Origin of the sequence: Propionivibrio sp. (genome assembly GCF_016790145.1) — a bacterium.
GTDB lineage: Bacteria > Pseudomonadota > Gammaproteobacteria > Burkholderiales > Rhodocyclaceae > Propionivibrio.
In genome coordinates, this window is the sequence record NZ_JAEUOI010000234.1 from 1 (window position 1) to 22215 (window position 22215).

At 58.5% G+C, this 22215-nt stretch carries 25 protein-coding genes; 18 read left to right on the plus strand and 7 right to left on the minus strand.

The genetic code is table 11. The annotated features are described in order from the left end of the window. Positions 1-206: 206 nt before the first annotated feature. On the minus strand, positions 207-440 hold the full coding sequence (locus JNM42_RS18885; RefSeq protein ID WP_294273993.1) for a hypothetical protein: 234 nt from the start codon (positions 438-440) through the stop codon (positions 207-209). A gap of 380 nt (positions 441-820) precedes the next feature. Between JNM42_RS18885 and JNM42_RS18890 the strand changes: the two genes are divergently transcribed. The 3 genes from JNM42_RS18890 to JNM42_RS18900 all read left to right on the plus strand — a co-directional run bounded on the left by JNM42_RS18890 (position 821) and on the right by JNM42_RS18900 (position 4075). Continuing rightward, a complete protein-coding gene (locus JNM42_RS18890) occupies positions 821-2479 on the plus strand; it encodes a hypothetical protein (RefSeq protein WP_294273994.1) in 1659 nt (552 codons plus the stop codon). 318 nt (positions 2480-2797) lie between these two features. Next, the gene (locus JNM42_RS18895) at positions 2798-3802 is read left to right on the plus strand and encodes a PEP-CTERM sorting domain-containing protein (RefSeq protein WP_294273999.1); all 1005 of its coding nucleotides are present in this window, start codon (positions 2798-2800) and stop codon (positions 3800-3802) included. A gap of 78 nt (positions 3803-3880) precedes the next feature. Beyond that, positions 3881-4075 (plus strand): hypothetical protein, encoded by a 195-nt coding sequence (locus tag JNM42_RS18900; RefSeq protein WP_294274003.1) that lies wholly within the window; start codon positions 3881-3883, stop codon positions 4073-4075. A 91-nt stretch (positions 4076-4166) separates the two neighbouring features. Here JNM42_RS18900 and JNM42_RS18905 read toward each other — a convergent pair whose 3' ends face one another. The 4 genes from JNM42_RS18905 to JNM42_RS18920 all read right to left on the minus strand — a co-directional run bounded on the left by JNM42_RS18905 (position 4167) and on the right by JNM42_RS18920 (position 6109). After that, positions 4167-5258 (minus strand): hypothetical protein, encoded by a 1092-nt coding sequence (locus tag JNM42_RS18905; protein ID WP_294274005.1) that lies wholly within the window; start codon positions 5256-5258, stop codon positions 4167-4169. Between the two features lie 119 nt (positions 5259-5377). Beyond that, positions 5378-5548, minus strand: a complete 171-nt coding sequence (locus JNM42_RS18910; RefSeq protein ID WP_294274008.1) for a hypothetical protein — start codon at positions 5546-5548, stop codon at positions 5378-5380. Positions 5549-5634: 86 nt separating this feature from the next. Next, positions 5635-5817, minus strand: a complete 183-nt coding sequence (locus JNM42_RS18915) for a bacteriocin (RefSeq protein ID WP_294274010.1) — start codon at positions 5815-5817, stop codon at positions 5635-5637. Positions 5818-5920: 103 nt separating this feature from the next. Next, positions 5921-6109 carry a hypothetical protein gene (locus JNM42_RS18920; RefSeq protein WP_294274014.1) on the minus strand — a complete coding sequence of 63 codons (189 nt, stop codon included), beginning with the start codon at positions 6107-6109 and terminating at the stop codon, positions 5921-5923. A 458-nt stretch (positions 6110-6567) separates the two neighbouring features. Here JNM42_RS18920 and JNM42_RS18925 point away from each other — a divergent pair, with 458 nt between their 5' ends. From JNM42_RS18925 to ilvN, 3 genes are all read left to right on the plus strand, one after another. After that, a complete protein-coding gene (locus tag JNM42_RS18925; protein WP_294274017.1) occupies positions 6568-6738 on the plus strand; it encodes a hypothetical protein in 171 nt (56 codons plus the stop codon). A 121-nt stretch (positions 6739-6859) separates the two neighbouring features. Then, positions 6860-8542, plus strand: coding sequence for an acetolactate synthase large subunit (gene ilvB / locus JNM42_RS18930; protein WP_294274020.1), 1683 nt, complete (start codon positions 6860-6862; stop codon positions 8540-8542). A gap of 2 nt (positions 8543-8544) precedes the next feature. Beyond that, complete coding sequence (ilvN, locus tag JNM42_RS18935) at positions 8545-8853, plus strand: acetolactate synthase small subunit (RefSeq protein WP_294274023.1); 309 nt, start codon at positions 8545-8547, stop codon at positions 8851-8853. 140 nt (positions 8854-8993) lie between these two features. Here ilvN and JNM42_RS18940 read toward each other — a convergent pair whose 3' ends face one another. Next, a complete protein-coding gene (locus tag JNM42_RS18940; protein WP_294274025.1) occupies positions 8994-9848 on the minus strand; it encodes a methylated-DNA--[protein]-cysteine S-methyltransferase in 855 nt (284 codons plus the stop codon). Beyond that, positions 9845-10726: a DMT family transporter gene (locus JNM42_RS18945; protein WP_294274028.1), complete on the minus strand. Its 882-nt coding sequence runs from the start codon at positions 10724-10726 to the stop codon at positions 9845-9847. The genes JNM42_RS18940 and JNM42_RS18945 overlap by 4 nt, the downstream gene beginning before the upstream one ends. A gap of 158 nt (positions 10727-10884) precedes the next feature. Here JNM42_RS18945 and JNM42_RS18950 point away from each other — a divergent pair, with 158 nt between their 5' ends. The 12 genes from JNM42_RS18950 to asd form a co-directional block, all read left to right on the plus strand. Further along, positions 10885-11547, plus strand: a complete 663-nt coding sequence (locus tag JNM42_RS18950) for a response regulator (protein ID WP_294274030.1) — start codon at positions 10885-10887, stop codon at positions 11545-11547. Then, positions 11544-12878: an ATP-binding protein gene (locus JNM42_RS18955; RefSeq protein WP_294274032.1), complete on the plus strand. Its 1335-nt coding sequence runs from the start codon at positions 11544-11546 to the stop codon at positions 12876-12878. Before JNM42_RS18950 ends, JNM42_RS18955 begins: the two co-directional genes overlap by 4 nt. A gap of 97 nt (positions 12879-12975) precedes the next feature. Beyond that, the gene (locus JNM42_RS18960) at positions 12976-14445 is read left to right on the plus strand and encodes a DegQ family serine endoprotease (RefSeq protein WP_294274034.1); all 1470 of its coding nucleotides are present in this window, start codon (positions 12976-12978) and stop codon (positions 14443-14445) included. A 274-nt stretch (positions 14446-14719) separates the two neighbouring features. Continuing rightward, positions 14720-15805, plus strand: a complete 1086-nt coding sequence (aroC, locus tag JNM42_RS18965; RefSeq protein WP_294274036.1) for a chorismate synthase — start codon at positions 14720-14722, stop codon at positions 15803-15805. A 142-nt stretch (positions 15806-15947) separates the two neighbouring features. Then, a complete protein-coding gene (locus JNM42_RS18970; protein WP_294274039.1) occupies positions 15948-16199 on the plus strand; it encodes a DUF465 domain-containing protein in 252 nt (83 codons plus the stop codon). Positions 16200-16231: 32 nt separating this feature from the next. Continuing rightward, positions 16232-17425, plus strand: coding sequence for an MFS transporter (locus JNM42_RS18975; protein WP_294274042.1), 1194 nt, complete (start codon positions 16232-16234; stop codon positions 17423-17425). A gap of 100 nt (positions 17426-17525) precedes the next feature. Continuing rightward, positions 17526-18932 carry a 3-isopropylmalate dehydratase large subunit gene (gene leuC, locus JNM42_RS18980; RefSeq protein WP_294274045.1) on the plus strand — a complete coding sequence of 469 codons (1407 nt, stop codon included), beginning with the start codon at positions 17526-17528 and terminating at the stop codon, positions 18930-18932. Positions 18933-18943: 11 nt separating this feature from the next. Continuing rightward, positions 18944-19072 carry an entericidin A/B family lipoprotein gene (locus JNM42_RS18985; protein WP_294274047.1) on the plus strand — a complete coding sequence of 43 codons (129 nt, stop codon included), beginning with the start codon at positions 18944-18946 and terminating at the stop codon, positions 19070-19072. A gap of 21 nt (positions 19073-19093) precedes the next feature. Then, positions 19094-19750, plus strand: a complete 657-nt coding sequence (gene leuD / locus JNM42_RS18990; RefSeq protein ID WP_294274048.1) for a 3-isopropylmalate dehydratase small subunit — start codon at positions 19094-19096, stop codon at positions 19748-19750. After that, a complete protein-coding gene (locus tag JNM42_RS18995) occupies positions 19743-20051 on the plus strand; it encodes a hypothetical protein (RefSeq protein WP_294274050.1) in 309 nt (102 codons plus the stop codon). The genes leuD and JNM42_RS18995 overlap by 8 nt, the downstream gene beginning before the upstream one ends. 4 nt (positions 20052-20055) lie before the next feature. Beyond that, positions 20056-21120: a 3-isopropylmalate dehydrogenase gene (leuB, locus tag JNM42_RS19000; RefSeq protein WP_294274054.1), complete on the plus strand. Its 1065-nt coding sequence runs from the start codon at positions 20056-20058 to the stop codon at positions 21118-21120. A 45-nt stretch (positions 21121-21165) separates the two neighbouring features. Further along, positions 21166-22215 (plus strand): aspartate-semialdehyde dehydrogenase (gene asd, locus JNM42_RS19005; RefSeq protein WP_294274059.1); only part of this gene is annotated, 1050 nt, incomplete at its 3' end.

The following is a 22215-nucleotide window of genomic DNA, read 5'->3' on the forward strand; positions in this document are numbered from 1 at the left end:
AGAATCTTGGGGATGTCATCGCGTGATTTGAGGTCGAAAACTATCTTGGAAATGTCGACTTCACCAAAGTGCATCTGGCTATTTTGGACAACTCGCATCGCCGGTCTCCGGAAAAGTCGCATGAGCTTGTCTTGCGGTAGCCGTCATTATAATGCTTATGGTCTACAGAGGCTTGGTATTCCGGAGTGGAATGATGATTTTTTCTGTCACAGATCCGGCGCCGTATCTAACGCGAAGATTTCCTCCGGCTTGGGCCGCCAGCCCAGTATTTCCGTTCTTCTCGCCTTGTTTCCCCCTTCCGATGACAATTCTTCGGCAAAGTAAAAACGGCTGAATCCGCTGCTGTTGATGGGGTTGAGGTGTTTTCGATCAAACACTAAATACGCAGGAGCTACTTTTGCAAGCGGAACGGAGGATACCGCTCCAGGACTTTGGCCCATGCGGCGTGTGCGGAGAGTTCGGTTTGGATAGGGCCGTCTTAAAGAGAACTGTACGATCGTTTTACCTCGTTTCTAGCGACCTACGGACTTCCGTGTCACTGCGAGTTGACAACGACCAATACAAAACCTGCCGAGGGAACAGCAGACGGCGCACGCACGGCTCACGTTGCATGGCGCTGGCGTTGGCTACGGCCGGCGACAGAGGCAGCAGGCCGGCTCACCAACGCTGTTAGGCTCTCAAAGTGCTTGGAATAGGCGCTTCGACCCTCGGCGCCTCATGGATGCTCAGGGACCCAATGGGTATCGGTTCCGCTGCACCCTTCGGACGGCCTTAATGTCGCGTTATAGTAGAGCGCTAGTGCTTCTCTGCGGAGATCAAGATGAACGCCGAAGTCGATACCCCGGACACGATGGTGCGCCATTTCAGGCAGATCCTGCTATGGCCCTTGCAGTTGATGCCCATTCAGGAGAATGCGCAGATCCAGAAGCATTGGGAGGTGCTCGAGAATTCCGGACCGGAAAACCCCTGGCGCGAGCTTTCTTCCGAGTTCAGCGGAGATCAGTCGAGCTTTCAACGGCGCCACTACAACGAGTTCGTGACCTTTCTCCCCCACGTGCAGCGCTTCCTCTACGGGGAAGGGCTGGCGCGCGGCAAAGGCGGCTGGCATGCCGAGTCGCCGATGCGCGTGTTTCGGCGACGCGACATCGCCAGGGCGAAGGCCACGTTTCGCCGCGACAAGCCGCCGGTGACATTCGGGGTCGGCCACGTCGAGCTCTACTTCTTCTATGACATAGATATCGTGGTGCTGGCCCTGGAGCTGTTCGCCGATGACATCAGCCTCGACGATGTCCAGCACACCCTGTATCGCTTCGGACGCGCCTATCCGCTGGACTGGGATGCGGACGGAACGGGCAACCACTGCGTCGACAAGATCGAATGGTTGTCGGCGGACGCGCGGGTTCTTGCATGCTCCGACTATGACATCGAGGAGAAGTACCTGGCATTCGTTTCCCAGTATCGCTCGCCTTACATCGCCTCGCACTGGGAGTTCCTTCTGAAGCCAATGGCAATGCATTACTCGGGGGAACCGGGGCTGATACGCTACCGGCAGATCGAATTCCACCGCATGCCGCTGATGGCATACATCGCGCTGGACGATCCTCACGTCCTGACGCGGGCCGACTTCGTACGCCTGGGATTGGCTGCGGCGCCGGGCAAACCCGATGTCCTGCCATATTCCGAGCGCCACCTGCTGCGCTTCGAACGCCGCCACTGCTATGACCGCCATTGGTCCAGGGAGGGCGACGAGATGAATACCCGCTTCATCTGCAGCGGGCGGATCCTGATCGCGGTCGGCAGCGCGAGGAAAGCTGCATTCGTCGACCGCGAAACCGGCATGCTCGGCCAGTTCCGGCATCAGTATTTTCTGCTCTTCCTGATCGCGCACTTTCATCGCGCAGCGCTGCTGATGCTCTCCGACCGTCTGGTGATCGCCTTGAACGATCTGGACATCCAGAATGCCGACAGCGTCAGAAATTTCAAGCGTCTCATCCGGCACACCTTTGAGATCTTTCTGCGCTTCACCCACCGTTACTGGTTCCACGATGTCTCCGATCAGGCGCAGGCACGGGATCTTTTTCACATGTGCACCGAGAATCTGGGCACCGATGATCTTTACAACGAGGTACGTGAGGAGATTCAGGACATGAGCAGCTATCTCGACAGCGACACCTTGCGTCGCCAGTCGAACTCGATGGTCCGGCTGACCGTTTCCACCATATTCGGCATGATGGCGACCGTGACCAGCGGATTCCTGGGGATGAACCTGATCGCTGAAGCCGACGCCACGTGGGGCTTGAAGCTCCTCTACTTCCTGCTGGTGGGCGTCCCTTCGGTGATGCTGGCCCTCTACGTGATACTCAAGTCCAAACGCCTGTCGGACTTTCTCGATGCGCTCGCCGATGAGCGCTTGTCACCCCGCTCCAAGTCCGTGGCCGCCGAGAACATCTTCCGCAAGCGGACCAGGCCGGTACGATGAGGCACCAGGAGTGCCCAAGTCGAAGCTGATCAGGGCGTCTGCACCCGTCCCCATTCCAGCTCGAACACACGCAGCAGGGATTGCTTGTCGAGGCGGTTGAGCTCCGCCGGCACACGCGCCTTGTGACCGGAGCGCACAGGCCTGAGGCCCGCAAACCGCCAAGAGACAGGCGTTTTGCGGGCCTCTGTCATGCAAGGGAGGCGGGTTTGCGGGGTGCTGGGGAAATTCGGGCGGAAATTCCCGGTTGACGAAGGTCGACTTGGGCGGAGATACGTGCTAAATGATGATTGAAGTTTCTGTCCTTGAAAGGGAGTTCCAATGAGCACGCACCGCCGCACCGCCGTCCGCGCATCCGCCATGGCTCTGGCCGTCACCGCCGCCCTGGCCTGTGGGTCGGCAGGCGCGGGCACGGCCAGCAGCTACAGCAGCATGGGCTTCGACGGGATCGGCAACATCGTCGACGACAGCTTCTACGCCGAAGCCAGCCGCGACGGCGTCGCGCTGCCCTGGACGGCGCCGCAGCCGGGCAGCGTGTCGACCTTCCTTAACGCCTTGTCCGGCGTGTCCGACGTGCGATCGATGGTGCAGGTCAGCGGGCGGGGCGACACGCTGCCGGGCGCCGCGCCGGTCCCGATCAGCGGCAGCCTGGTGGCGGCGGCGGATGTGGTCGCCGGCACGCTGCACCTGCGGGCCGTCACCACCTACGGCAGCTACGCTCAGAACGCCAGCAACCTGCCTGGAGGCCGCCCCACCTACGCCTACACGAGCGGCTACGGCGGTGCCGAGGTGATCGAGCACTTCGAACTGCGCTACGCGAACATCTACGCCGGCTCGATGGAGGTGACGCTGCAGATGACGCTGGACGGCAACCTGAGCTCAAGCACCGAGAGCGGCTGGCAGATGGGTCTGGGCACCGTGCTGCGGCTCAGCGCACCGGACGGTGATCAGTATCGCTATGACCGCTTTGAGTCCAGTCTGGCCGGACAGGTGGTGTCGGTCACCGCGACGCTGCCCGCCGGCCAGTGCTTCGTTGCCCAGGGCTACTGCGAGAGCTTTTTCAGCATCTGGGCCGGCTTCGAGACCAGCAGCCGCAACCTCGCCAGCGGTGTCATCGTGCAGCGCACCGGCGCGCCGGCTGACCTGGACTTCCTGAACACCGCGCACGTGCAGGTCGTCGTGCCCGAGGCCTTTACGGTCGTCGGCAGCGGCGACGGATCCACCGCGTCGTGGGTCGTCACATCGGCCGTGCCCGAGCCTGCGAGCTGGGCGCTGCTGCTGGCCGGGTTGGGCAGCATCGCGCTACGCCGCCGCGTGGTGCGTTGACCGCCCGGTCTGCGCCCTGACGACCGTGGTGCAATGGGGCCCGTTGGTGCGCTGCGCCACCCACCCGAGGGCACCCAAGTGGCTGACGCCGCCGCCGAGACCGGCCGTCTGCAGCCGCTGCTGGAACACCTGGGTGCCGGCCTGGACCGTACCTCAGCAAATCAAAGCAGCAAATCAAAGGGGTCCAATGGCACTACTGGCATGGCATACCGTGAAAGCCGCATGAATATTGCCTTGCACGGTATCATTGTTCAAGATGCCCGCCCTTGCTGATTGCCTCGCGAGCCGGTTTTGCAATGCGTCTGAGCGCAGCCGATGATGTGGAAATTAGCCTTGTTACTTTTTGCCGGACAACACTGAAAAGCTACCTTGTTTCGCCAGTTGCTATGAGAATCCGGAAACGATGCAGCTTTTTCAGAATGTCTTCAGAAAGTCTGACTTCATGCTGCTCATGACAAAGCCGAATGACGTCCTGATTTGTTATTGACCCATCAAAAGAATCTAGGCAATCGTAAAGCCTTTTACTGATTTTGAGCGGATCAAAAGGCGAATACCCTGACAAGAGATACGAAGATTCGGATAATTTTTCGACTGTCAGCGCGGGATTTCGCATTGATCGCTCGGGTAATGCAGTGGTGGTCAGCAGGCCGTACGCCTGTTCAAGCTCACGCAGGAGAAACTTCTGTTCAATCCCCTCAATACGGGCAAATTCGTCCTGACTGAGCTGCCTGATCATGGCGTAAGCCTGCTTATAGAATTCAGCCTCATGACCGGCCCAGGCTCCCCATGACTCACGGTAAATTGGTTCAGGCGGGGGCAGATCATCCAATTCCTGCAAGGTAAGCGGGGCCGAGACATCGTTTGACAGACCGGAGATGGACGGTTTGAAATCCATCTTCAGCAGGACATAGCGTGAAAGAATTTTCTGCAGATTTTCCAGATATGTTCTGAGAGTCCGCCAGAATCGCCACCCTTCCTCGCCTGCGTCATGCTTGCAGAACCATGTCGAGCAGACCGCATCCCAGTAGGGCATCACGGTACAGAACCCCTCGTCGTCATGAAACGGACAACGCAAAAATTCACTCCTGCCGAAATACTCCAGGTTTGAGTTCCTGGAGAGGAGGGTGAACTTTTTCGGACGGAAAACTCCCAAGGGAGAAATACTGGTCTTTCCGGCAATCCTGTTCAGCATCCGTTGGCGCCCTGTCTCATGCTCAGGATCATCGGAATTCATGAGTGCGCCAACCAGATAATTCGGGATTTCCGGATGATGGGTACAGCATTTCGTTTTAGCCGAGAAATTTATTGACGTATTGGTGTGCGAATCGAGCTTCTCCAGCATGGCGCAGTTTCTGCAGGTCGCAGCCGATTCAATCGGAATCGGATTCTTAAAAAATGGAGGAAGAAACAGCGAATAACATTGTGGAAGGATATCGATGATTCTGGCTGTTTTCATGATTTGTCCTTGCTCTCCAGCGGGTTGTAGCGTCCGAATCTTCGGACGAGAGCGCCTCATTCAAAAAAGAAAGGGAACTCGCAACGAGTTCCCCTACGCCGGATAGGAACTGATCCGAGCTAGTGTTTATCAAAGTTGTTGACTTTTTGCAGGTTATTAACCGCTAAAGATGAAATATCCTTATGCAATTTCACAGTATTAATTTCAACTGTGGTCATTCCGCCACTGACCTGCTCCAGATCCTCAGCAGTGATTTCTTCATCCTTTTTCATTTTGTCATAGTCCATCATATACCTCCGTATCAAACAGTTAAATTCGGCGACATTCCGGATGCCACCCACTATTGAAGCTGGAACACTTCAAAATCAATTCAAAATTACTTTTTTTGCAATTTTAATAGATCATTTTTAGAGATTCTCGCTCCCCCGGATACTTGCTCAAGTTCCTTCTCGTTGAGTTCACTGCATCGGGTATCCTTGGAGTCGCCAAGCGAACCAGCTTTAATACTTATCTCCGTCTCAGGAAATCTTTCGTTAGTGCTTTTGTCTTTGTCAGTCATGACTTGATCCTCTCTAAAATCCAAGGCGCTACGCTAGGCGATCAATGAGGTGTTCGGCGAAGCGGCGCGAGTTCAACGTTACCGAACCCACAGGCAAGAAACGTTACCGAGTCCTTTCCCAAGGGTCAGGTTCCAAGGTGTTGACTTTCTGCAGGTTATCAACTGGTAAAGATGAAAACTCCTTATGCAATTTCACCGTATTAATGTCAGCTTTAGTCATTCCGCCACTGACCTGCTCCAGATCCTCAGCACTGATTTCTCCATACATTTTCATTTGATCCTTTTTCATCATGAACCTCCCTATCATGCAGTTTGAATTCGGTGACAGCTTCCGGATATCACCGACGAAGTAGACTTGTACACTTCATGTCTAGTCAATAAAACACACATAGTCAAGGCAATATCTGGATTGCGCGTTTCAGCGAACAGGAAATGGCTCAGCTATTTTTCACCAGGACGATATTCCCTGTCACCCGCATCGCTGGCCAATAGATGAACATGATCGGCAGGCCGTGGAATAAGCGTTAAAAAATGAAACACCGGGCCGCTTATTTGATGAAGTACGTCCTGCCAGCATTGCAGGTCTGATGTGAAACAATCGGGTGCGGGCTCTTGCTGCGCGCCCGGCAATACCTTCTATCCCGGTCAGCAAACATGCCCATGATCAATAAAGATCAACAAAGGGCTTGTTATTTTCTTCAGACTCGTTTCTAATCTCGTTTCACGTGTTTTTCCTTTGACTTCAGATCCATGCCTTCTTTTGACGCACACACCATTGAACTGCTTGCCGCGCTGGCCACGGTGGCGTTCGTCATTTCGCGCGCCCTTCTTCGTGTCGCCCCGAAAGTACGTGTAGTCAGCGTAGTACGAGTCATACCCAAAGTACCGTCGAGGGCCGGAAGAAAGCAAGTCGAAGCGTAAAACGACAGCAGATTCCAAAACCCCCGCCGGTCAAACCGGGCGGGGGTTTTCGTTTTTGGGTCCCGCACGATACAGAGTCCGGTTTAGCCGCCAACGCAGCAATTCTTTGAAGGAGATTTTCATGTCCAGCAACAAAACCGAAACCCTCAGTGGTGCGCAGATCGTCGTGCGCCTGCTCGAAAGGCAGGGCGTGCGAACGCTGTCCGGTATCCCCGGTGGTGCCATCCTGCCGATCTACGACGCCTTGTCGCAGTCGACACTGATCCATCACGTGCTCGCCCGTCATGAGCAGGGCGCCGGGTTCTTCGCGCAGGGCATGGCTCGGGCTACTGGCCTGCCCGCCGTGTGCATGGCGTCTTCCGGTCCGGGCGCCACAAATCTGGTGACCGCCATCGCCGACGCCAAGCTCGATTCGATCCCGCTGGTGGCGATTACCGGTCAGGTTCCCAAGTCGATGATCGGTACCGATGCCTTTCAGGAAGTCGATACCTACGGTTTGTCGATCCCGATTACCAAGCACAATTTCCTGGTCGGCTCGGCCGAGGAGTTGCTCGATGTGATCCCGCATGCCTTCCGCCTGGCCGCTTCCGGTCGCCCCGGTCCGGTGCTCGTGGATATTCCGAAGGATGTGCAGAACCAGCGTGTTGAGGTCAGCGAGTGGCCCGAGCCTGGCGTGGCTGTCCCGGTTCCGGTTGCCGATGCAGAGCGGATTGCCCGCGCGGCGGCGATGATCAATGAGGCTGAACGGCCCATTCTTTACCTTGGCGGCGGCGTCGTGCATTCCGGCGCTTCCGGTCTGGCCGTGGCCTTGGCCGAGAAGGCCAGCCTGCCGAGCGTGATGACACTGATGGCGCTGGGAGCGATGCCGGTCGATCATCCGCTGTCGATGGGAATGCTCGGCATGCATGGCGCGCGCTGTACCAACTTTGCACTCGATGAATGCGATCTGCTGATTGCCGTTGGCGCCCGTTTTGATGACCGGGCGACGGGCAAGGTGGCGGCCTTCTGCCCGCAGGCGAAAATCATCCACATCGACATTGATCCATCCGAACTCGACAAGGTCAAGACGGCGCACGTCGGCATCATGGGCGATGTCAGGAACGTTCTTGAACAACTTACGCCGCAGGTCAAAGCCATCATTCGCGCGCCGTGGCTGACGCGCGTGGCCGATCTGAAGACGAATCATCCGCTGCGTATGCCGGGCATCGATGACCCGCGCACGCCTTACGGGCTGATCCGCGCCGTCGCCGATTGCCTCGATGACGAAGCAACAATTGCGACCGATGTCGGTCAGCATCAGATGTGGGTGGCGCAGGCCTATCCGCTGCGCCGACCGCGCCAGTGGCTGACCTCGGGCGGTCTCGGGACGATGGGCTTCGGGTTGCCGGCGGCGATTGGTGCGGCGCTGGCCGAACCTGAACGCACGGTAGTCTGCTTCACCGGCGACGGCAGTATTCTGATGAACGTCCAGGAATTCGCCACGGCGGCTGAAGAAGACGCCAATGTGAAAGTCGTGCTGATGAACAACGCCTCGCTCGGCCTGGTTTTCCAGCAGCAGACGCTGTTCTACGGTGAGCGCATCTTTGCCTCGAAATACAAGGGAATGCCCGATTTCATCAAGGTCGCCGAAGGTTTTGGCTGGCAGGCGCTCGATCTCGACCAGGCCTCTGACCCGCTCGCAGCGCTGAACGTGGCGCTGCACTCGCGTGGCCCGGTGCTGATCCACGTCAGCATCGATATGCGTGAGCAGGTATTACCCATGGTCGCGCCTGGCGCGGCAAACAAAGACATGATCGGAGGCTGAACATGAATGCCAATGCTAAAACAGAAAACCAGGCGCTATCGCGGACGGTGCTTGAGCTTGACGTAAATAACCATGCCGGCGTGATGTCGCACGTTGTCGGCCTGTTCTCGCGCCGCGCCTACAACGTCGAAGGCATTCTGGTGATGCCCGTTGGCAATGGGGAAACCAGTCGAATCTGGCTGATGGTCAACGAAGAGGCCCGCCTGGAGCAGATGGTGAAACAGGTCGAAAAGCTGGAAGATGTACTGGCCGTCCGTCGGCACGGCGCCACGCATGAAGTGTTCGAGCGCATGGAGGAGTATTTCCGTTAGAGGTCGGTAAATACGCACTGCATACCACCAAGTCACCAAGATCACCAAGGTGCATCAAGTTGACCGCATTCTTCAGGAGAAGGTGATGCTTTCAATGTGCAACCTGGTAACACTTGTGACCTGGTGGTGATATCAAGGTTTTAATCCTTGTGTCGAATTTCCACCGATTCATAAGCGAGCAGCGCGTTCTTGCGTTCGCTGCCCCAGCGGTATTGCCCGATGTCGCCGCTTTCGCGAATGACGCGATGGCAGGGAATGAGCAGTGCAATGGGGTTCTGGGAGAGCGCCGTGCCGACGGCGCGCCAGGCGCGCGGGTTGCCAACCATCGCGGCCAGTGTTTGATAGGAGACGATTCCTCCGCCAGGAATTCTCAGCAGCGCTTCCCAGACCTTGATCTGGAAATTCGTTCCCCGCAGCAGAAGATGCAGTGGCGCTTGCAAGGTGCCCATGGCAAACAGGCAGGCGATGGTTTCGGCAAGTGCGCTGTCATCGCGTAGCAATCGGGCTTGAGGCCACTCGTCATGCAGCTCGGCAATGGCGATGCTCGTGTCGTCGCCTGTCGTGAAGTGGAGATGACAGAGACCGCGTTGCGTGGTGCCGGCGATGACCCGCCCCAATGGCGTCAGTCCGAAGCCATAAGTGATCTCCAGCCCTTCACCGAGCGCGCGGACTTCGCCCGGCGTCACCGCATCGCAGGCGATCATCAGGTCGTGCAGGCGAGCGGGGCCCGACAGTCCGCTGGCGTGCGCGGCGGCGAGGACGTCGTGACTCTGGCGCAGCAGCGATCTGGCGTGATCCCTGGTCAGGTATTGCAGAAAGCGCTTGGGCGATATGCCGGCCCAGGTGCTGAAAATGCGCTGCAGATGGAAAGGGCTGAGGCCGATATGCGCAGCGATTTCCTCAAGACCCGGCTGCTGGCGAGCGTTCTGCCGGATGAAGCGGATGGCCTGCGCGACGGTTTCGTAGGCTTGGCAGCGTTCAGCAATATCACTCATGTGCGCACCCGCATCGGAAGTTTGACCAGTCCCGTCGTCAGGGCGATTCCGGCGAGGACGAGCAGGCCGCCGGTGACCTTGTTCCAGCCGATTGCTTCGTTCAGAAAAAGCGCCCCCCAGAGCACGCCGAATACCGGAACGAGAAAGGTGACGGACAGGGCCTGCGTCGGGCCGACATCCTGAATGAGCCGGAAATAGAGCAGGTAGGCTGCGCCGGTACACAGCACGCCGAGCGCCGTCACCGCCGCCCAGTCGCAGGGGAGCGGCGTTAGCCGCAGCGGAACGAAGAAAACGAGCGGAAGCACCAGCAGGCTGGCCATCCACATGCTGCCGTGGGCATTGCCGAACGGCGTGGCTTCCGTCGGGTAGGCCTTGGTGTAGGTGCTGACCACGCTGTAAGACACGGGCGCGATCAGCCCGCTGACCATCGCTGGCCAGTCTTCGCCGCCGGGCAGCGACACGCCGTAGCCGACCAGCAGGACGACGCCTGCCAGTCCGCACAACAGGCCCAGTGCGATTGAGCGCGTAATCGGCGTGCGCAACCATAGGGCCGCGATAACGGCACCCCAGAGCGCTGACGTCGCATTGATGATCGACAGCAGTGACGCCGACAGCGACTGGGCGGCATACGCAAAGAGCAGGAAGGGAAAAGCCGAATTGAGCAGGCCGACGATCAGGTAATGCCTCCAGTGACGGCCGAATTCAAGCTTCTTCTTCAGCCACAGGCTGGCTAGCCAGAGAAAGACGGCCGCGATCAATACGCGGAAAGCGATCAGCGCAGCGGGCCCGAAAACCGGGGCGCCAATGCGTAAAAAGAGGAATGATCCACCCCACAGGGCGGCCAGCAGGAATAGCCGGAAAAGGCTTGCGGTGTCCATAAAAAATCTCTTGATGGCAATTCAGGTTCTCATTGTGGCCTTACAGGACATCGTCTGCCACCCGATTCTTGCGATCGGCATCAATTTTGAGCGCGGGGTAGAAACGCTATACCATTCACAGTTGGTTGTTCCGCTGTTGGCTTGTTCAAGGAGGACGGATGCGTCTGCTGCTTGTCGAGGATGACCGGATGATTGGCACCAGTGTGCAGAGTGGCCTGCGACAGGAAGGCTACTCGGTGGACTGGGTGCGCGATGGTTCGGCAGCCGAACTGGCGATCGCCAACGGTGTTTATGAGCTGATCCTGCTCGACCTTGGTCTGCCGCGAAAAACCGGCCTGGATCTGCTCGCCGGTCTGCGCCGGAAAGGCAGTGTCCTGCCGGTGCTGGTGATCACGGCACGCGATTCGGTCGCCGACCGGGTCAAGGGGCTGGATGCCGGAGCCGACGACTATCTGGTCAAACCCTTCGATCTCGATGAATTGTCGGCGCGCATTCGCGCCCTGCTGCGGCGGCAAGCCGGCCGTGCCTCCCCGCTGATCGAACATGGTGCGCTTTCGCTCAATCCGGCGACGCACGAGGTTTTCCAGGACGGTGCGCCGGTCAATCTCTCGGGCCGTGAATTTGCTTTGCTGAATGCGCTGCTTGAGCATCCGGGAGTGCCGCTCTCGCGCGCACAACTGGAGGAGCGCATCTACGGGTGGGACGAAGAGGTCGAGAGCAATACGGTTGAAGTGTATATCCATTCCTTGCGTCGCAAACTGGGTGCCGAGTGGATACGCAATGTTCGCGGCGTCGGTTATCGTGTACCGGAACGGCCATGAAATCAATCCGGAAAAATCTGCTGGTGGCTCTGCTCGGCGCCATGTTCGTGGTGATGCTTCTCGGCGGCTGGGCGACCTACAGTGCGGCGCGCAACGAAGCCGGAACGCTGTTCGACTATCATCTGCAGCAGATTGCCCTGTCCTTGCGTGACCAGACGTTTCAGGGGTCCGCCGAGGCTTTGGCCAGTGACGAGAGTCTGGAATTCGTGATCCGTGTCTGGGACCGGAACGGGCTGACCGTCTATTATTCCCGGCCTGAGCAGACACTGCCCGAACTCACCCGCCTGGGTTATTCAACGTCTGAATCCCGGGAAGGGGAATGGCGGGTTTTTGCCATCCAGTACCATGGCCTGACCATTGCCGTGGCGCAGCCGATGCGTGTGCGCAACCAACTCGCCGCCGATGCCGCCTGGAGTACACTGAAGCCGTTTTTTGTGCTGCTGCCGGTGCTTGGTCTGTTGATCTGGGGTGTGGTCGGTCGCGGCTTGCGGCCTCTGGCACAGCTTGCGCGCTCGGTACAGGCGCGCACGCCTGATTCGCTCGATCCGCTGCAGCCGGACGAAGTGCCTGAAGAAGTGAAGCCTCTGGTTTTTTCGCTGAACGATCTGTTGGCCCGGCTGAAGGCGGCGCTGGACGTACAAAGGGCCTTCGTCGCCGATGCCGCGCATGAATTGCGCACGCCCTTGACCGCGCTGCAATTGCAGTTGCAACTCGTCGAACGCGCCACTTCCCTTGAGCAGAGGACGGCGGCGCTTGGCGAACTCAGGAACGGACTGCAACGAACGACCCATGCCGTCCAGCAACTGTTGACACTGGCGCGGCAGGAGCCGGGCGCCACCGAGTATCGATTGGCCACGGTGAGTCTGGCCGATCTGGTACGGCGTTCGGTGGTCGAGCATCAGCGGCTTGCCGAGGTCAGGCAGATTGATCTGGGTGTCACCGAGGCCGAGCCGGCGGCCGTGGTGTCGGGGGATGTCGATGCCCTGCGCATCCTGCTCGCCAACCTCGTCGGCAATGCGCTGCGCTATACCCCCGGCGGCGGGCAGGTCGATGTCTCATGCCGCATCCGCGATGGACGCCCCTGCCTTGAAGTCGCCGACAGCGGGCCGGGAATCCCCGCCGCAGAACGCGAACGCGTTTTTGACCGCTTCTACCGCCGGGGAGGCGAAGCGCATGGCGACGACGAGGGGCAAACCGGGAGCGGTCTCGGTCTGTCGATCGTGCGCACGATTGCCGATCGGCATGGGGCACAGGTCAGCCTTGCCGATTCTGTTTCCGGCGGTTTGCTGGCGCGAGTCGATTTCCCCGGTGTCGCAAACGCGGCAAGGTGATTGTTTCGGCTTAAGTCAATTTTAAGTTTCTCGCTTGTAGGATTCAGTCCATTGCAATGCGCTTCGCTTGCATTGACCGAATTACAGGAGAACGACCATGACTTCGAACACTTTGAAAATCAGTGTGATTGCCGCTTTGATTACGGCGGGACTGGGCGGTGCCTACTCGATCGGTAGCGGCAATGCCCTGTCGCCAGCCCAGGCTTCGGCGCCCCCGGCGCTGATTGCCCCGGCACTGGCGACTACTGTTGCCGCTCCGCTGACGCCCTTGCCCGACATGAGCGCCATCGTTGCGCGCAACGGTGCGGCGGTAGTCAATATCAGCGTTTCCGGGACTGGCAGGAATTCGGCTGAAATGTCGGATTCGCCAAAGCTCGATCCAAACGATCCGCTCTTCGAGTTCTACCGCCGCTTTGGTGTTCCGCAGCAACGTGGTGAGCGACCGGTGCGTGGCCAGGGTTCCGGCTTCATTCTGCGTGAGGACGGCATCGTGCTGACCAATGCTCATGTTGTTGATGGCGCTGACGAGGTGATGGTCAAGCTGATCGACAAACGTGAATTCAAGGCCAAGGTGCTCGGAATCGACAAACCGAGCGATGTCGCCGTGCTCAAGATCGAGGCGCAGAATCTGCCGACCCTGAAGATGGGCAGTGCGGCCAATACGCGCGTTGGTGAGTGGGTACTGGCCATCGGTTCGCCTTTCGGTTTTGAGAATAGCGCCAGCGCCGGTATTGTTTCGGCCAAATCACGTTCGCTGCCGGATGACAATTACATCCCCTTCATCCAGACCGATGTGGCGGTCAATCCCGGCAATTCGGGTGGGCCGCTATTCAACATGGCGGGCGAGGTGATCGGTATCAATTCCCAGATATATAGCCGAACGGGGGGGTATCAGGGACTTTCGTTTGCCATCCCGATCGAGGTGGTGATGAATGTTGAGGCGCAGATTGTCAAGAACGGAAAGGTACAGCGCGGTCGGCTCGGGATCGCGATTCAGGAGCTGAACCAGTCGCTGTCCGATTCGTTCGGCCTGAAAAATTCGATGGGTGCGCTGGTCAGTTCGGTTGAGAACGAGAGCCCGGCGGCAAAGGCCGGGCTTGAACCCGGCGATGTGATTCTGTCGCTTAACGGCAAGGCCATTTCGAGTTCGAGCGAACTGCCTTTGCTGGTCGCCGATATCCAGCCCGGCGAATCGGCCAGGTTGCAGGTCTGGCGCAAGGGTGCTACGCGTGAAATCGAAGTCAAAGTCGGTGCCCAGAAGGAGGCCAGACTGGCCAGCGCCGACAGCAGGAAAGAGTCGCAAGGACGCCTTGGCCTGGCACTGCGCTCACTGTCGCCGGACGAGCGTCGTCAGGTGGACGGCAAGAACGGTTTGCTGGTCGAGGAGGTCGGCGGCGCTGCGGCACGCGCCGGCATCCGTCCGGGCGATGTCGTTCTGGCGCTCAACGGCGAGCCGGTCAATAGCGTTGAGCAGTTGCGCGGACTGGTCTCCAAAGCTGAAAAACGGGTGGCCTTGCTGATTCAGCGTGACGATGCAAAGCTGTTCGTTCCGGTTGATCTCGGGTGATGCGATGGCGGGCAGGGCGGGGGATTCCGGGAGCGATCGGGAGCAGCCTCGCCTATTTCCTCCCGCCGTGCGAACCGCCTTTGTCCCAGCCGAAACGAACGGCTCGTTGCCAGCGCTGATCGGCCTGCCGTAACGTGTTTGCTGCGGCTTGGCGACCCGGCGCGGCCCTGGGCTTGACGGGTTTTTTCGGTTTGACGGTGATGGGCATGAGCAGGCCGGTGGAAAACAGGTCTATGATAAACTTTCCCTCAATTCTATCGCTCCCGAGAAATTCATGTCCGGCAACACGATTGGCACCTTGTTTACGCTTACTTCGTTCGGCGAGTCGCACGGACCGGCCATCGGTTGTGTCGTTGATGGCTGCCCGCCGGGGCTGGATCTTTGCGAAGCGGATATCCAGGCTGAACTCGACCGGCGCAAGCCGGGCACTTCGCGCCATGTGACGCAGCGTCGCGAACCGGATACGGTTGAAATCCTGTCCGGTGTCTTTGCCGGAAAAACCACGGGTACTCCTATTGGTTTGCTCATCCGCAACGAGGATCAGCGCAGCAAGGATTACGGCAACATCGCCGAAACATTCCGGCCGGGCCATGCCGACTACGCCTACACGCAAAAATACGGATTTCGCGACCATCGCGGTGGTGGTCGTTCGTCGGCGCGCGAAACGGCGGTGCGCGTGGCGGCCGGGGCCATTGCGCGGAAATGGCTGAAGCAGCGCTACGGCGTGACGATTCAGGGCTGGATGAGTCAGCTCGGACCGATTCCGATTCCCTTTGTCGATGCCACCCAGATTTCCATGAACCCTTTCTTTGCCGCGAATGCCACAATTGTTCCGCAGCTTGAGCAGTTCATGGACGCCTTGCGCAAGTCCGGCGATTCGGTGGGCGCAAAAATCAGCGTTGCCGCAAGCGGTGTGCCGCCGGGCTGGGGCGAGCCGGTCTATGAGCGTCTTGATGCCGACATTGCCTTCGCCATGATGGGCATCAACGCCGTGAAGGGGGTCGAGATCGGAGCCGGTTTTGCCAGCGTTGAGCAGAAGGGCAGCGAACATGGCGACGAGATGACGCCGCAGGGTTTCCTGTCCAACAACGCCGGTGGCGTACTCGGCGGCATTTCGACCGGGCAAAACATTCTAGTGCAAATTGCCATCAAGCCGACGTCGAGCATTCGACTGCCGCGCCGCTCGGTGAATCTGGTCGGAGAACCGGTGCTGGTCGAAACACACGGGCGTCACGACCCGTGTGTGGTCATCCGTGCGACGCCGATTGCCGAGGCCATGCTGGCGCTGGTGCTGATCGACCACGCCTTGCGCCAGCGAGCGCAGTGTGGCGATGTGGTTTGTTCTACGCCGCGAATTTGAGGAGCGCTTGACGTCTTTATTGAGGTGGCTAAACTACAAGGTTCGCAGGTGTTACAGGAGTGTGACAGGCCGTCAGGTCTGTCTTTTTTCAACCACGCTGGCTGTGCAGTGAGTAGGCCAGGAACAGTGAGAGGGCACGATCATGCAAGTTGAGCATCACGAGCTTCACCGCGAGTTCCCCGAATTTCTGGATGTAATGCAAGTGTTGCGAACCTCGGATAGCAGTTTCAGCCGAATGTTTGACGAGTATCACAGTCTCACCAATGAAGTAGAGCGCCTTGAAGAAGATGACGTTCCGGTCGCCGATTTCACGATCGAGGAAATGAAGAAAGTGCGCGTGCGGCTCAAGGACAAGATGTATCGGATTCTTGTCGCACACAAGAACAGCAACTGACCCTTGCGCGATGCATCCGGTAGAATTGCCGGATGCATCGCTTGCCCTACTGGCGCCTTTCCGCCTACTACTTCTTCTATTTCGCTTTTCTCGGCGCCTTTTCGCCCTACTTCGGGCTTTACCTGCAGTCACTCTCGTTTTCCGCCTGGGATATCGGCCTGTTGATGTCGCAGATGATGTTGATGCGGCTGTTCGGGCCGTATCTCTGGGGTGCGCTCGCCGACCGCTTCGGGCAACGCTTGCCGATCATCCGCCTGACCAGCCTGCTGGCGCTGATCGCCTTCTCGGTCTTCTTTTTCATAGCCCGTTTTGAAGCGTTTCTGCTGGCCATGGCGGTCCTGTCCTTCTTCTGGGTTGCCGCGCTACCGCTGGTCGAATCGTTGACTTTCGACCATCTTCGGGAAAACCCGGCGCGCTACAGCCGCATCCGCCTGTGGGGGTCGATCGGCTTTATCGCTGCCGTACTGGGTACCGGCGCCTTGCTCGATCATCTGCCCTTGCCGAAACTGCTCTGGGTCAGTGCGCTCGCACTCTCCGGAATCCTGCTCTGCGCCCTGCTGGTGCCTGAATCGCCGGTTCATCACGCTGCGCCGGGCGAGTCGCAACCGGTGGGCGACATCCTGCGCCAGCCACGCGTCAGGGCCTTGCTGGCGGCGTGTATTACCATGTCGGCGGCGCATGGCGCGTTGAACATCTTCTATTCGATCTTTTTGTCCGATCACGGCTACAGCAAACTGCTTGTTGGCGGCTTGTGGTCGCTCGGCGTCGTGGCCGAAATCGCCGTGTTTTTCTTCATGTCGCAGGTGATGCGGCGCTTCAGTCTGCGTACCATACTGCTGTCGAGTTTTACAGCCGCTGTTGTGCGTTTTGTGATGATCGGCTGGGGTGTTGAATTTCCGCTCGTGCTTGCGCTGGCGCAACTCCTGCACGGACTGACTTTCGGCGCCTTCCATGCGGCGGCAATCGCCGCGATCAACCGCTGGTTTCCGGGACGCACCCGCTCGCGCGGTCAGGCTTTGTATTCCAGCCTGACCTTCGGCGCCGGCGGCTTGCTTGGCGGTTTGATCAGTGGTTGGACGTGGGGTCATCTGGGCGCCGCACTGACTTTTGCCCTGAGTTCGGTTTATGCCCTGATCGGCCTGATTCTGGTGGCGGGATGGATTCGCGATAAGGATGTCGGCGAACCGAAGGCTTTTCGCGTTGTCGATACTCCTGACCTGGTGTGAGCAGCGTCCATGCATGGTTCGGGCTGACAGCCAGGGCCAGCCGTGAGATAATCCAACGTTCCAATTGGCCACTTGGGCCTGACTTTTCCGGATACGACCTATGCCGCAAAATCTTTACGACAAACTTTGGCAAAGCCACGTGGTGCACGAAGAAGCCGATGGGACTGCGTTGATTTACATCGACCGTCATCTCGTGCATGAAGTGACCAGCCCGCAGGCCTTTGAGGGCTTGAAACTGTCCGGTCGCAAACCGTGGCGTTTTTCATCGATCGTCGCCACCGCCGACCACAATACGCCAACCAAGCACTGGGAGCGCGGTATCGAGGATCCGGTTTCACGCCTGCAGGTGGAAACGCTTGACGCCAACATCCGTGAAGTCGGCGCACTGGCCTACTTTCCGTTCAAGGATCTGCGGCAAGGGGTCATTCACGTGATCGGTCCGGAAAACGGCGTGACGCTGCCCGGCATGACCGTCGTTTGCGGCGACTCGCACACTAGCACGCACGGCGCATTCGGCTGCATGGCGCAGGGTATCGGGACCTCTGAGGTCGAGCATGTGCTGGCCACGCAGTGTCTGTTGCAAAAAAAGTCGAAGACCATGCTGATTCGTGTCGAGGGCAAGCTGGGCAAGGGCGTGACCGCCAAGGATATTGCGCTGGCCATGATTGGCCATATCGGTACGGCGGGTGGCACGGGTTATGCCATCGAGTTTGGCGGCAGCACGATTCGTGGGCTGTCGATGGAAGCCCGCATGACGTTGTGCAACATGGCCATCGAGGCTGGTGCACGCATGGGCTTCATCGCCGTCGATGAGACAACCATCGAGTACCTGAAAGGGCGCCCATATGCACCAAAGGCCGATCAGTGGGATGCAGCCGTGGCCTTCTGGCGCACGCTGCATAGCGACGAGGGTGCCGTGTTCGATTGTGTCATCGACATGCGTGCCGAGGATATTCAGCCGCAAGTGACCTGGGGTACGTCGCCCGAAATGGTCGTGGCGATCGGTGACAAGGTTCCCGATCCGGCCGCTGAAAAGGATCAGTCGCGCCGTGAGGGGATGGAACTGGCGCTCAAATACATGGGGCTTGAGGCCAACACGCCGATCAAGTCGATTGCCATCGACAAGGTATTTATCGGCTCGTGCACCAATTCACGCATCGAAGACTTGCGTGCTGCGGCCAACGTGGTCAAGGGGCGTAAGGTGTCGGCCGGCGTCATGCTCGCCCTGGTGGTTCCGGGTTCCGGTCTGGTCAAGCAGCAGGCCGAGCGTGAGGGACTGGACAAGATTTTTGTTGCCGCCGGTTTTGAGTGGCGTGAGCCGGGCTGTTCGATGTGCCTGGCGATGAATGCCGACCGCCTGGAACCTGGAGAACGGTGTGCCTCGACGTCGAATCGCAATTTCGAGGGCCGCCAGGGCGCCGGTGGACGCACTCATCTGGTTAGTCCGGAGATGGCGGCTGCGGCTGCGATTGTCGGGCATTTTGCCGATGTTCGTGAATTGCTTTAAGGAGATAAACCATGAAAAAGCTCGTTTTCGTTCTTTTTGTCATTGTTCAAGGAATCTCGCTTTCGGCCTGCAATACCGTGCAGGGTGTCGGCAAGGATATCAGTAAAGGTGGTCAGGCCATCGAGCATGCTGCCAAGTAAGGCAGTCTTACAAGGGAAATCATGGAAAAGTTTGTTCGCCTGGAAGGGCTGGTTGCACCGCTTGATCGCGCCAATGTCGACACCGATGCCATCATTCCGAAGCAGTTCCTGAAGTCGATCAAGCGTTCGGGTTTCGGCCCTAACCTGTTCGACGAATGGCGCTATATGGATATGGGGCAGCCCGGAGAAGACTGCAGCGGGCGACCGCGCAATCCCGATTTTTTTCTCAATCAGCCGCGCTATCAGGGCGCGCAGATTCTGCTGACGCGCAAGAACTTTGGTTGCGGCAGTTCGCGCGAACATGCACCGTGGGCTTTGCTTGATTTCGGTTTTCTGGCGATACTCGCCGAGAGCTATGCCGAGATTTTTTTCAACAACTGCTTCAAGAACGGCATACTGCCGATCGTGCTACCGGCGGCTGAAATCGATCTGCTGATGGCCGAGGTTCAGGCAACGCCGGGTTACAGGCTGGTGATCGATCTTGAGCAGCAGGTCGTTGTTATGCCGGAGGGCAAGACGCTGCCATTTACGGTGGATGCCTTCCGCAAGGAGTGTCTGCTCAAGGGCTGGGATGACATTGGCCTGACGCTGCGTCACGCCGAGAAGATTCGCGCGTTCGAGGAAAAGCGGCGCATCGAGCAGCCGTGGTTGTTCGCAACGGGAGCGAGTGTTGCGTAAGCTGGCAATACGGCTGCAGCGCGCCGTCGTTGGTTATCTGTATGCGCATTTCATGGCGGCTTTCGTTGTCATGGGGCTGGCCTTCATCGGTTTTGGTCTCGCTTCGCTCAACCTGCTCTACCTGATTCGCGCCAATGCCGAGTTGGTCTTGCAGCATGGTGCCATGGCCTTGCTCGACGGCGCGCTGCAACAGTTGTTTGAATTGCTCTGCCTGGGTTTTTCGGGTTTGGCGATGTATCTGATATTCAAGGTGTGTGAACATATTCTGGTCGAGAAGTTGGTAAAAGATCATGGAGAATGAAGCAATGAAGATTTGCGTTTTGCCCGGTGACGGCATCGGTCCGGAAATCATGGCCGAGGCCGTGCGTGTCCTGGAAGCACTCGACTTGAAGTTCGAACTGCAAGAAGCGCTGCTCGGTGGTTGCGCCGTCGATGCGACGGGGAGCCCGTATCCTGAAGCAACCCAGAAGCTGGCACAGGCAGCCGACGCGGTGCTGCTTGGTGCGGTCGGCGGTCCGAAGTGGGATGTGCTGCCGCGTGAGCAGCGTCCGGAGCGCGGTCTGCTGGGTATCCGCAAGCAGCTTGGATTGTTTGCCAATCTGCGACCGGCCATTCTTTACCCGGAACTTGCCAATGCCTCGACCCTCAAACCCGAGGTGGTTGCCGGACTCGACATCCTGATCGTGCGCGAACTGACGGGAGATATTTACTTCGGTCAGCCACGCGGTATAGAGATGCGCGAAGTCGATGGCAAGATGCAGCGTTTCGGCTTCAATACCATGCACTACAGCGAGAGCGAGATTCGTCGCATCGGTCGGGTCGCTTTCGAAGCCGCGCGCAAGCGCAACAGGAAAGTGTGCTCGGTTGACAAGATGAACGTTCTCGAAACGACGCAGCTCTGGCGCGACGTGATGACCGAACTGGCGCCCGAGTATCCTGACGTCGAATTGTCGCATCTGCTGGTCGACAACGCTGCAATGCAACTGGTGAAAGCGCCCAAACAGTTTGACGTGATGGTCACCGGCAATATGTTCGGCGACATCCTGTCGGACGAGGCCTCGATGCTCACCGGTTCGATCGGCATGCTGCCTTCGGCTTCGCTCGACGAGAAGAACAAGGGGCTGTACGAGCCATGCCATGGTTCGGCGCCGGATATTGCAGGTATGGGTGTGGCCAATCCGCTGGCGACGATCCTGTCGGTGGCCATGATGTTGCGCTACACCTTTTCGATGGAGGAGGTCGCGCAGCGAATCGAGGGCGCCGTGAAGAAAGTGCTGGCACAGGGCTATCGTACCGGTGACATCTACGAGGTGGGTACCAACAAGGTGGGTACCCGAGCCATGGGCGAAGCCGTGCTGGCGGCGCTTTGATTTGAAACGATCACGTGAGCTGGCGTTTTTTTTGAGGCAAGGGAAATGAAGAAGGTTGGTCTGGTTGGCTGGCGCGGCATGGTCGGTTCGGTGCTCTTGCAGCGCATGGTGGAAGAGCACGACTTCGATTTCATCGAGCCCGTTTATTTCTCGACCTCGGCGATTGGCGGTGTGGCGCCGACGTTGAGTGGCAAGGAAGGCGGCGTGTTGCAGGATGCCTCGTCGATTGATCTGCTCAGACAGATGGACATTGTCATGACCTGTCAGGGCGGTGATTACACCAAGGAAGTTTTTCCCCGGTTGCGTGCGGCCGGCTGGAACGGCCACTGGATCGATGCGGCCTCGTCGCTGCGTATGGAGAAAGATGCCGTTATCATTCTTGACCCGGTTAATCTGAATGTCATACAGGATGCGTTGAGTAAAGGCGGCAAGAACTGGATCGGCGGCAACTGCACGGTATCGCTGATGCTGATGGGTATTGGCGGTTTGTTCACAAACGACCTCGTGGAATGGGTTTCGGCCATGACCTATCAGGCCGCTTCGGGTGCTGGCGCGCAAAACATGCGTGAACTTCTGGCCCAGATGGGTGCGCTGCATGACGCAGTCAAGACCGATCTGGCGGATCCGGCTTCGGCCATTCTCGATATTGACCGCAAGGTTGCCGAGGTGATGCGTGCTCCTGGTTTTCCGAGCAAGAATTTTCGTAATACGGCACTGGCGGGAAGTCTTATTCCGTGGATTGACGATGCGTTTAGTAATGGTCAGTCGAAGGAAGAGTGGAAGGGTGGTGCCGAGTGCAACAAGATTCTCGGCCGTCCTCCTTTCCGTTCGCCCGGCAGCATTCCGGTCGACGGTCTGTGCGTGCGCATCGGAGCCATGCGCTGTCACGCGCAGGGGCTGACCATCAAGCTCAGAACGGATGTCCCGCTCGACGAGGTGTCCGACATCATCATGCGGGACAATCCGTGGGCAAAAGTGGTGCCGAACGAGCGCGAGATCAGTGAGCGCGAGCTGACGCCGGCTGCCGTGAACGGTACGCTGAGTGTGCCGGTTGGCCGTCTGCACAAGCTCGCAATGGGCCCCGAATATCTTGCC

Bases quoted from the DNA above. Each gene is read 5' to 3' on its own strand.
- JNM42_RS18885 (WP_294273993.1), bottom strand. From the start codon at position 440: ATGGGCCAAAGTCCTGGAGCGGTATCCTCCGTTCCGCTTGCAAAAGTA.
- JNM42_RS18890 (WP_294273994.1), top strand. From the start codon at position 821: ATGAACGCCGAAGTCGATACCCCGGACACGATGGTGCGCCATTTCAGG.
- JNM42_RS18895 (WP_294273999.1), top strand. From the start codon at position 2,798: ATGAGCACGCACCGCCGCACCGCCGTCCGCGCATCCGCCATGGCTCTG.
- JNM42_RS18905 (WP_294274005.1), bottom strand. From the start codon at position 5,258: ATGAAAACAGCCAGAATCATCGATATCCTTCCACAATGTTATTCGCTG.
- JNM42_RS18910 (WP_294274008.1), bottom strand. From the start codon at position 5,548: ATGATGGACTATGACAAAATGAAAAAGGATGAAGAAATCACTGCTGAG.
- JNM42_RS18915 (WP_294274010.1), bottom strand. From the start codon at position 5,817: ATGACTGACAAAGACAAAAGCACTAACGAAAGATTTCCTGAGACGGAG.
- JNM42_RS18920 (WP_294274014.1), bottom strand. From the start codon at position 6,109: ATGATGAAAAAGGATCAAATGAAAATGTATGGAGAAATCAGTGCTGAG.
- JNM42_RS18925 (WP_294274017.1), top strand. From the start codon at position 6,568: ATGCCTTCTTTTGACGCACACACCATTGAACTGCTTGCCGCGCTGGCC.
- ilvB (WP_294274020.1), top strand. From the start codon at position 6,860: ATGTCCAGCAACAAAACCGAAACCCTCAGTGGTGCGCAGATCGTCGTG.
- ilvN (WP_294274023.1), top strand. From the start codon at position 8,545: ATGAATGCCAATGCTAAAACAGAAAACCAGGCGCTATCGCGGACGGTG.
- JNM42_RS18940 (WP_294274025.1), bottom strand. From the start codon at position 9,848: ATGAGTGATATTGCTGAACGCTGCCAAGCCTACGAAACCGTCGCGCAG.
- JNM42_RS18945 (WP_294274028.1), bottom strand. From the start codon at position 10,726: ATGGACACCGCAAGCCTTTTCCGGCTATTCCTGCTGGCCGCCCTGTGG.
- JNM42_RS18950 (WP_294274030.1), top strand. From the start codon at position 10,885: ATGCGTCTGCTGCTTGTCGAGGATGACCGGATGATTGGCACCAGTGTG.
- JNM42_RS18955 (WP_294274032.1), top strand. From the start codon at position 11,544: ATGAAATCAATCCGGAAAAATCTGCTGGTGGCTCTGCTCGGCGCCATG.
- JNM42_RS18960 (WP_294274034.1), top strand. From the start codon at position 12,976: ATGACTTCGAACACTTTGAAAATCAGTGTGATTGCCGCTTTGATTACG.
- aroC (WP_294274036.1), top strand. From the start codon at position 14,720: ATGTCCGGCAACACGATTGGCACCTTGTTTACGCTTACTTCGTTCGGC.
- JNM42_RS18970 (WP_294274039.1), top strand. From the start codon at position 15,948: ATGCAAGTTGAGCATCACGAGCTTCACCGCGAGTTCCCCGAATTTCTG.
- JNM42_RS18975 (WP_294274042.1), top strand. From the start codon at position 16,232: ATGCATCGCTTGCCCTACTGGCGCCTTTCCGCCTACTACTTCTTCTAT.
- leuC (WP_294274045.1), top strand. From the start codon at position 17,526: ATGCCGCAAAATCTTTACGACAAACTTTGGCAAAGCCACGTGGTGCAC.
- JNM42_RS18985 (WP_294274047.1), top strand. From the start codon at position 18,944: ATGAAAAAGCTCGTTTTCGTTCTTTTTGTCATTGTTCAAGGAATCTCG.
- leuD (WP_294274048.1), top strand. From the start codon at position 19,094: ATGGAAAAGTTTGTTCGCCTGGAAGGGCTGGTTGCACCGCTTGATCGC.
- leuB (WP_294274054.1), top strand. From the start codon at position 20,056: ATGAAGATTTGCGTTTTGCCCGGTGACGGCATCGGTCCGGAAATCATG.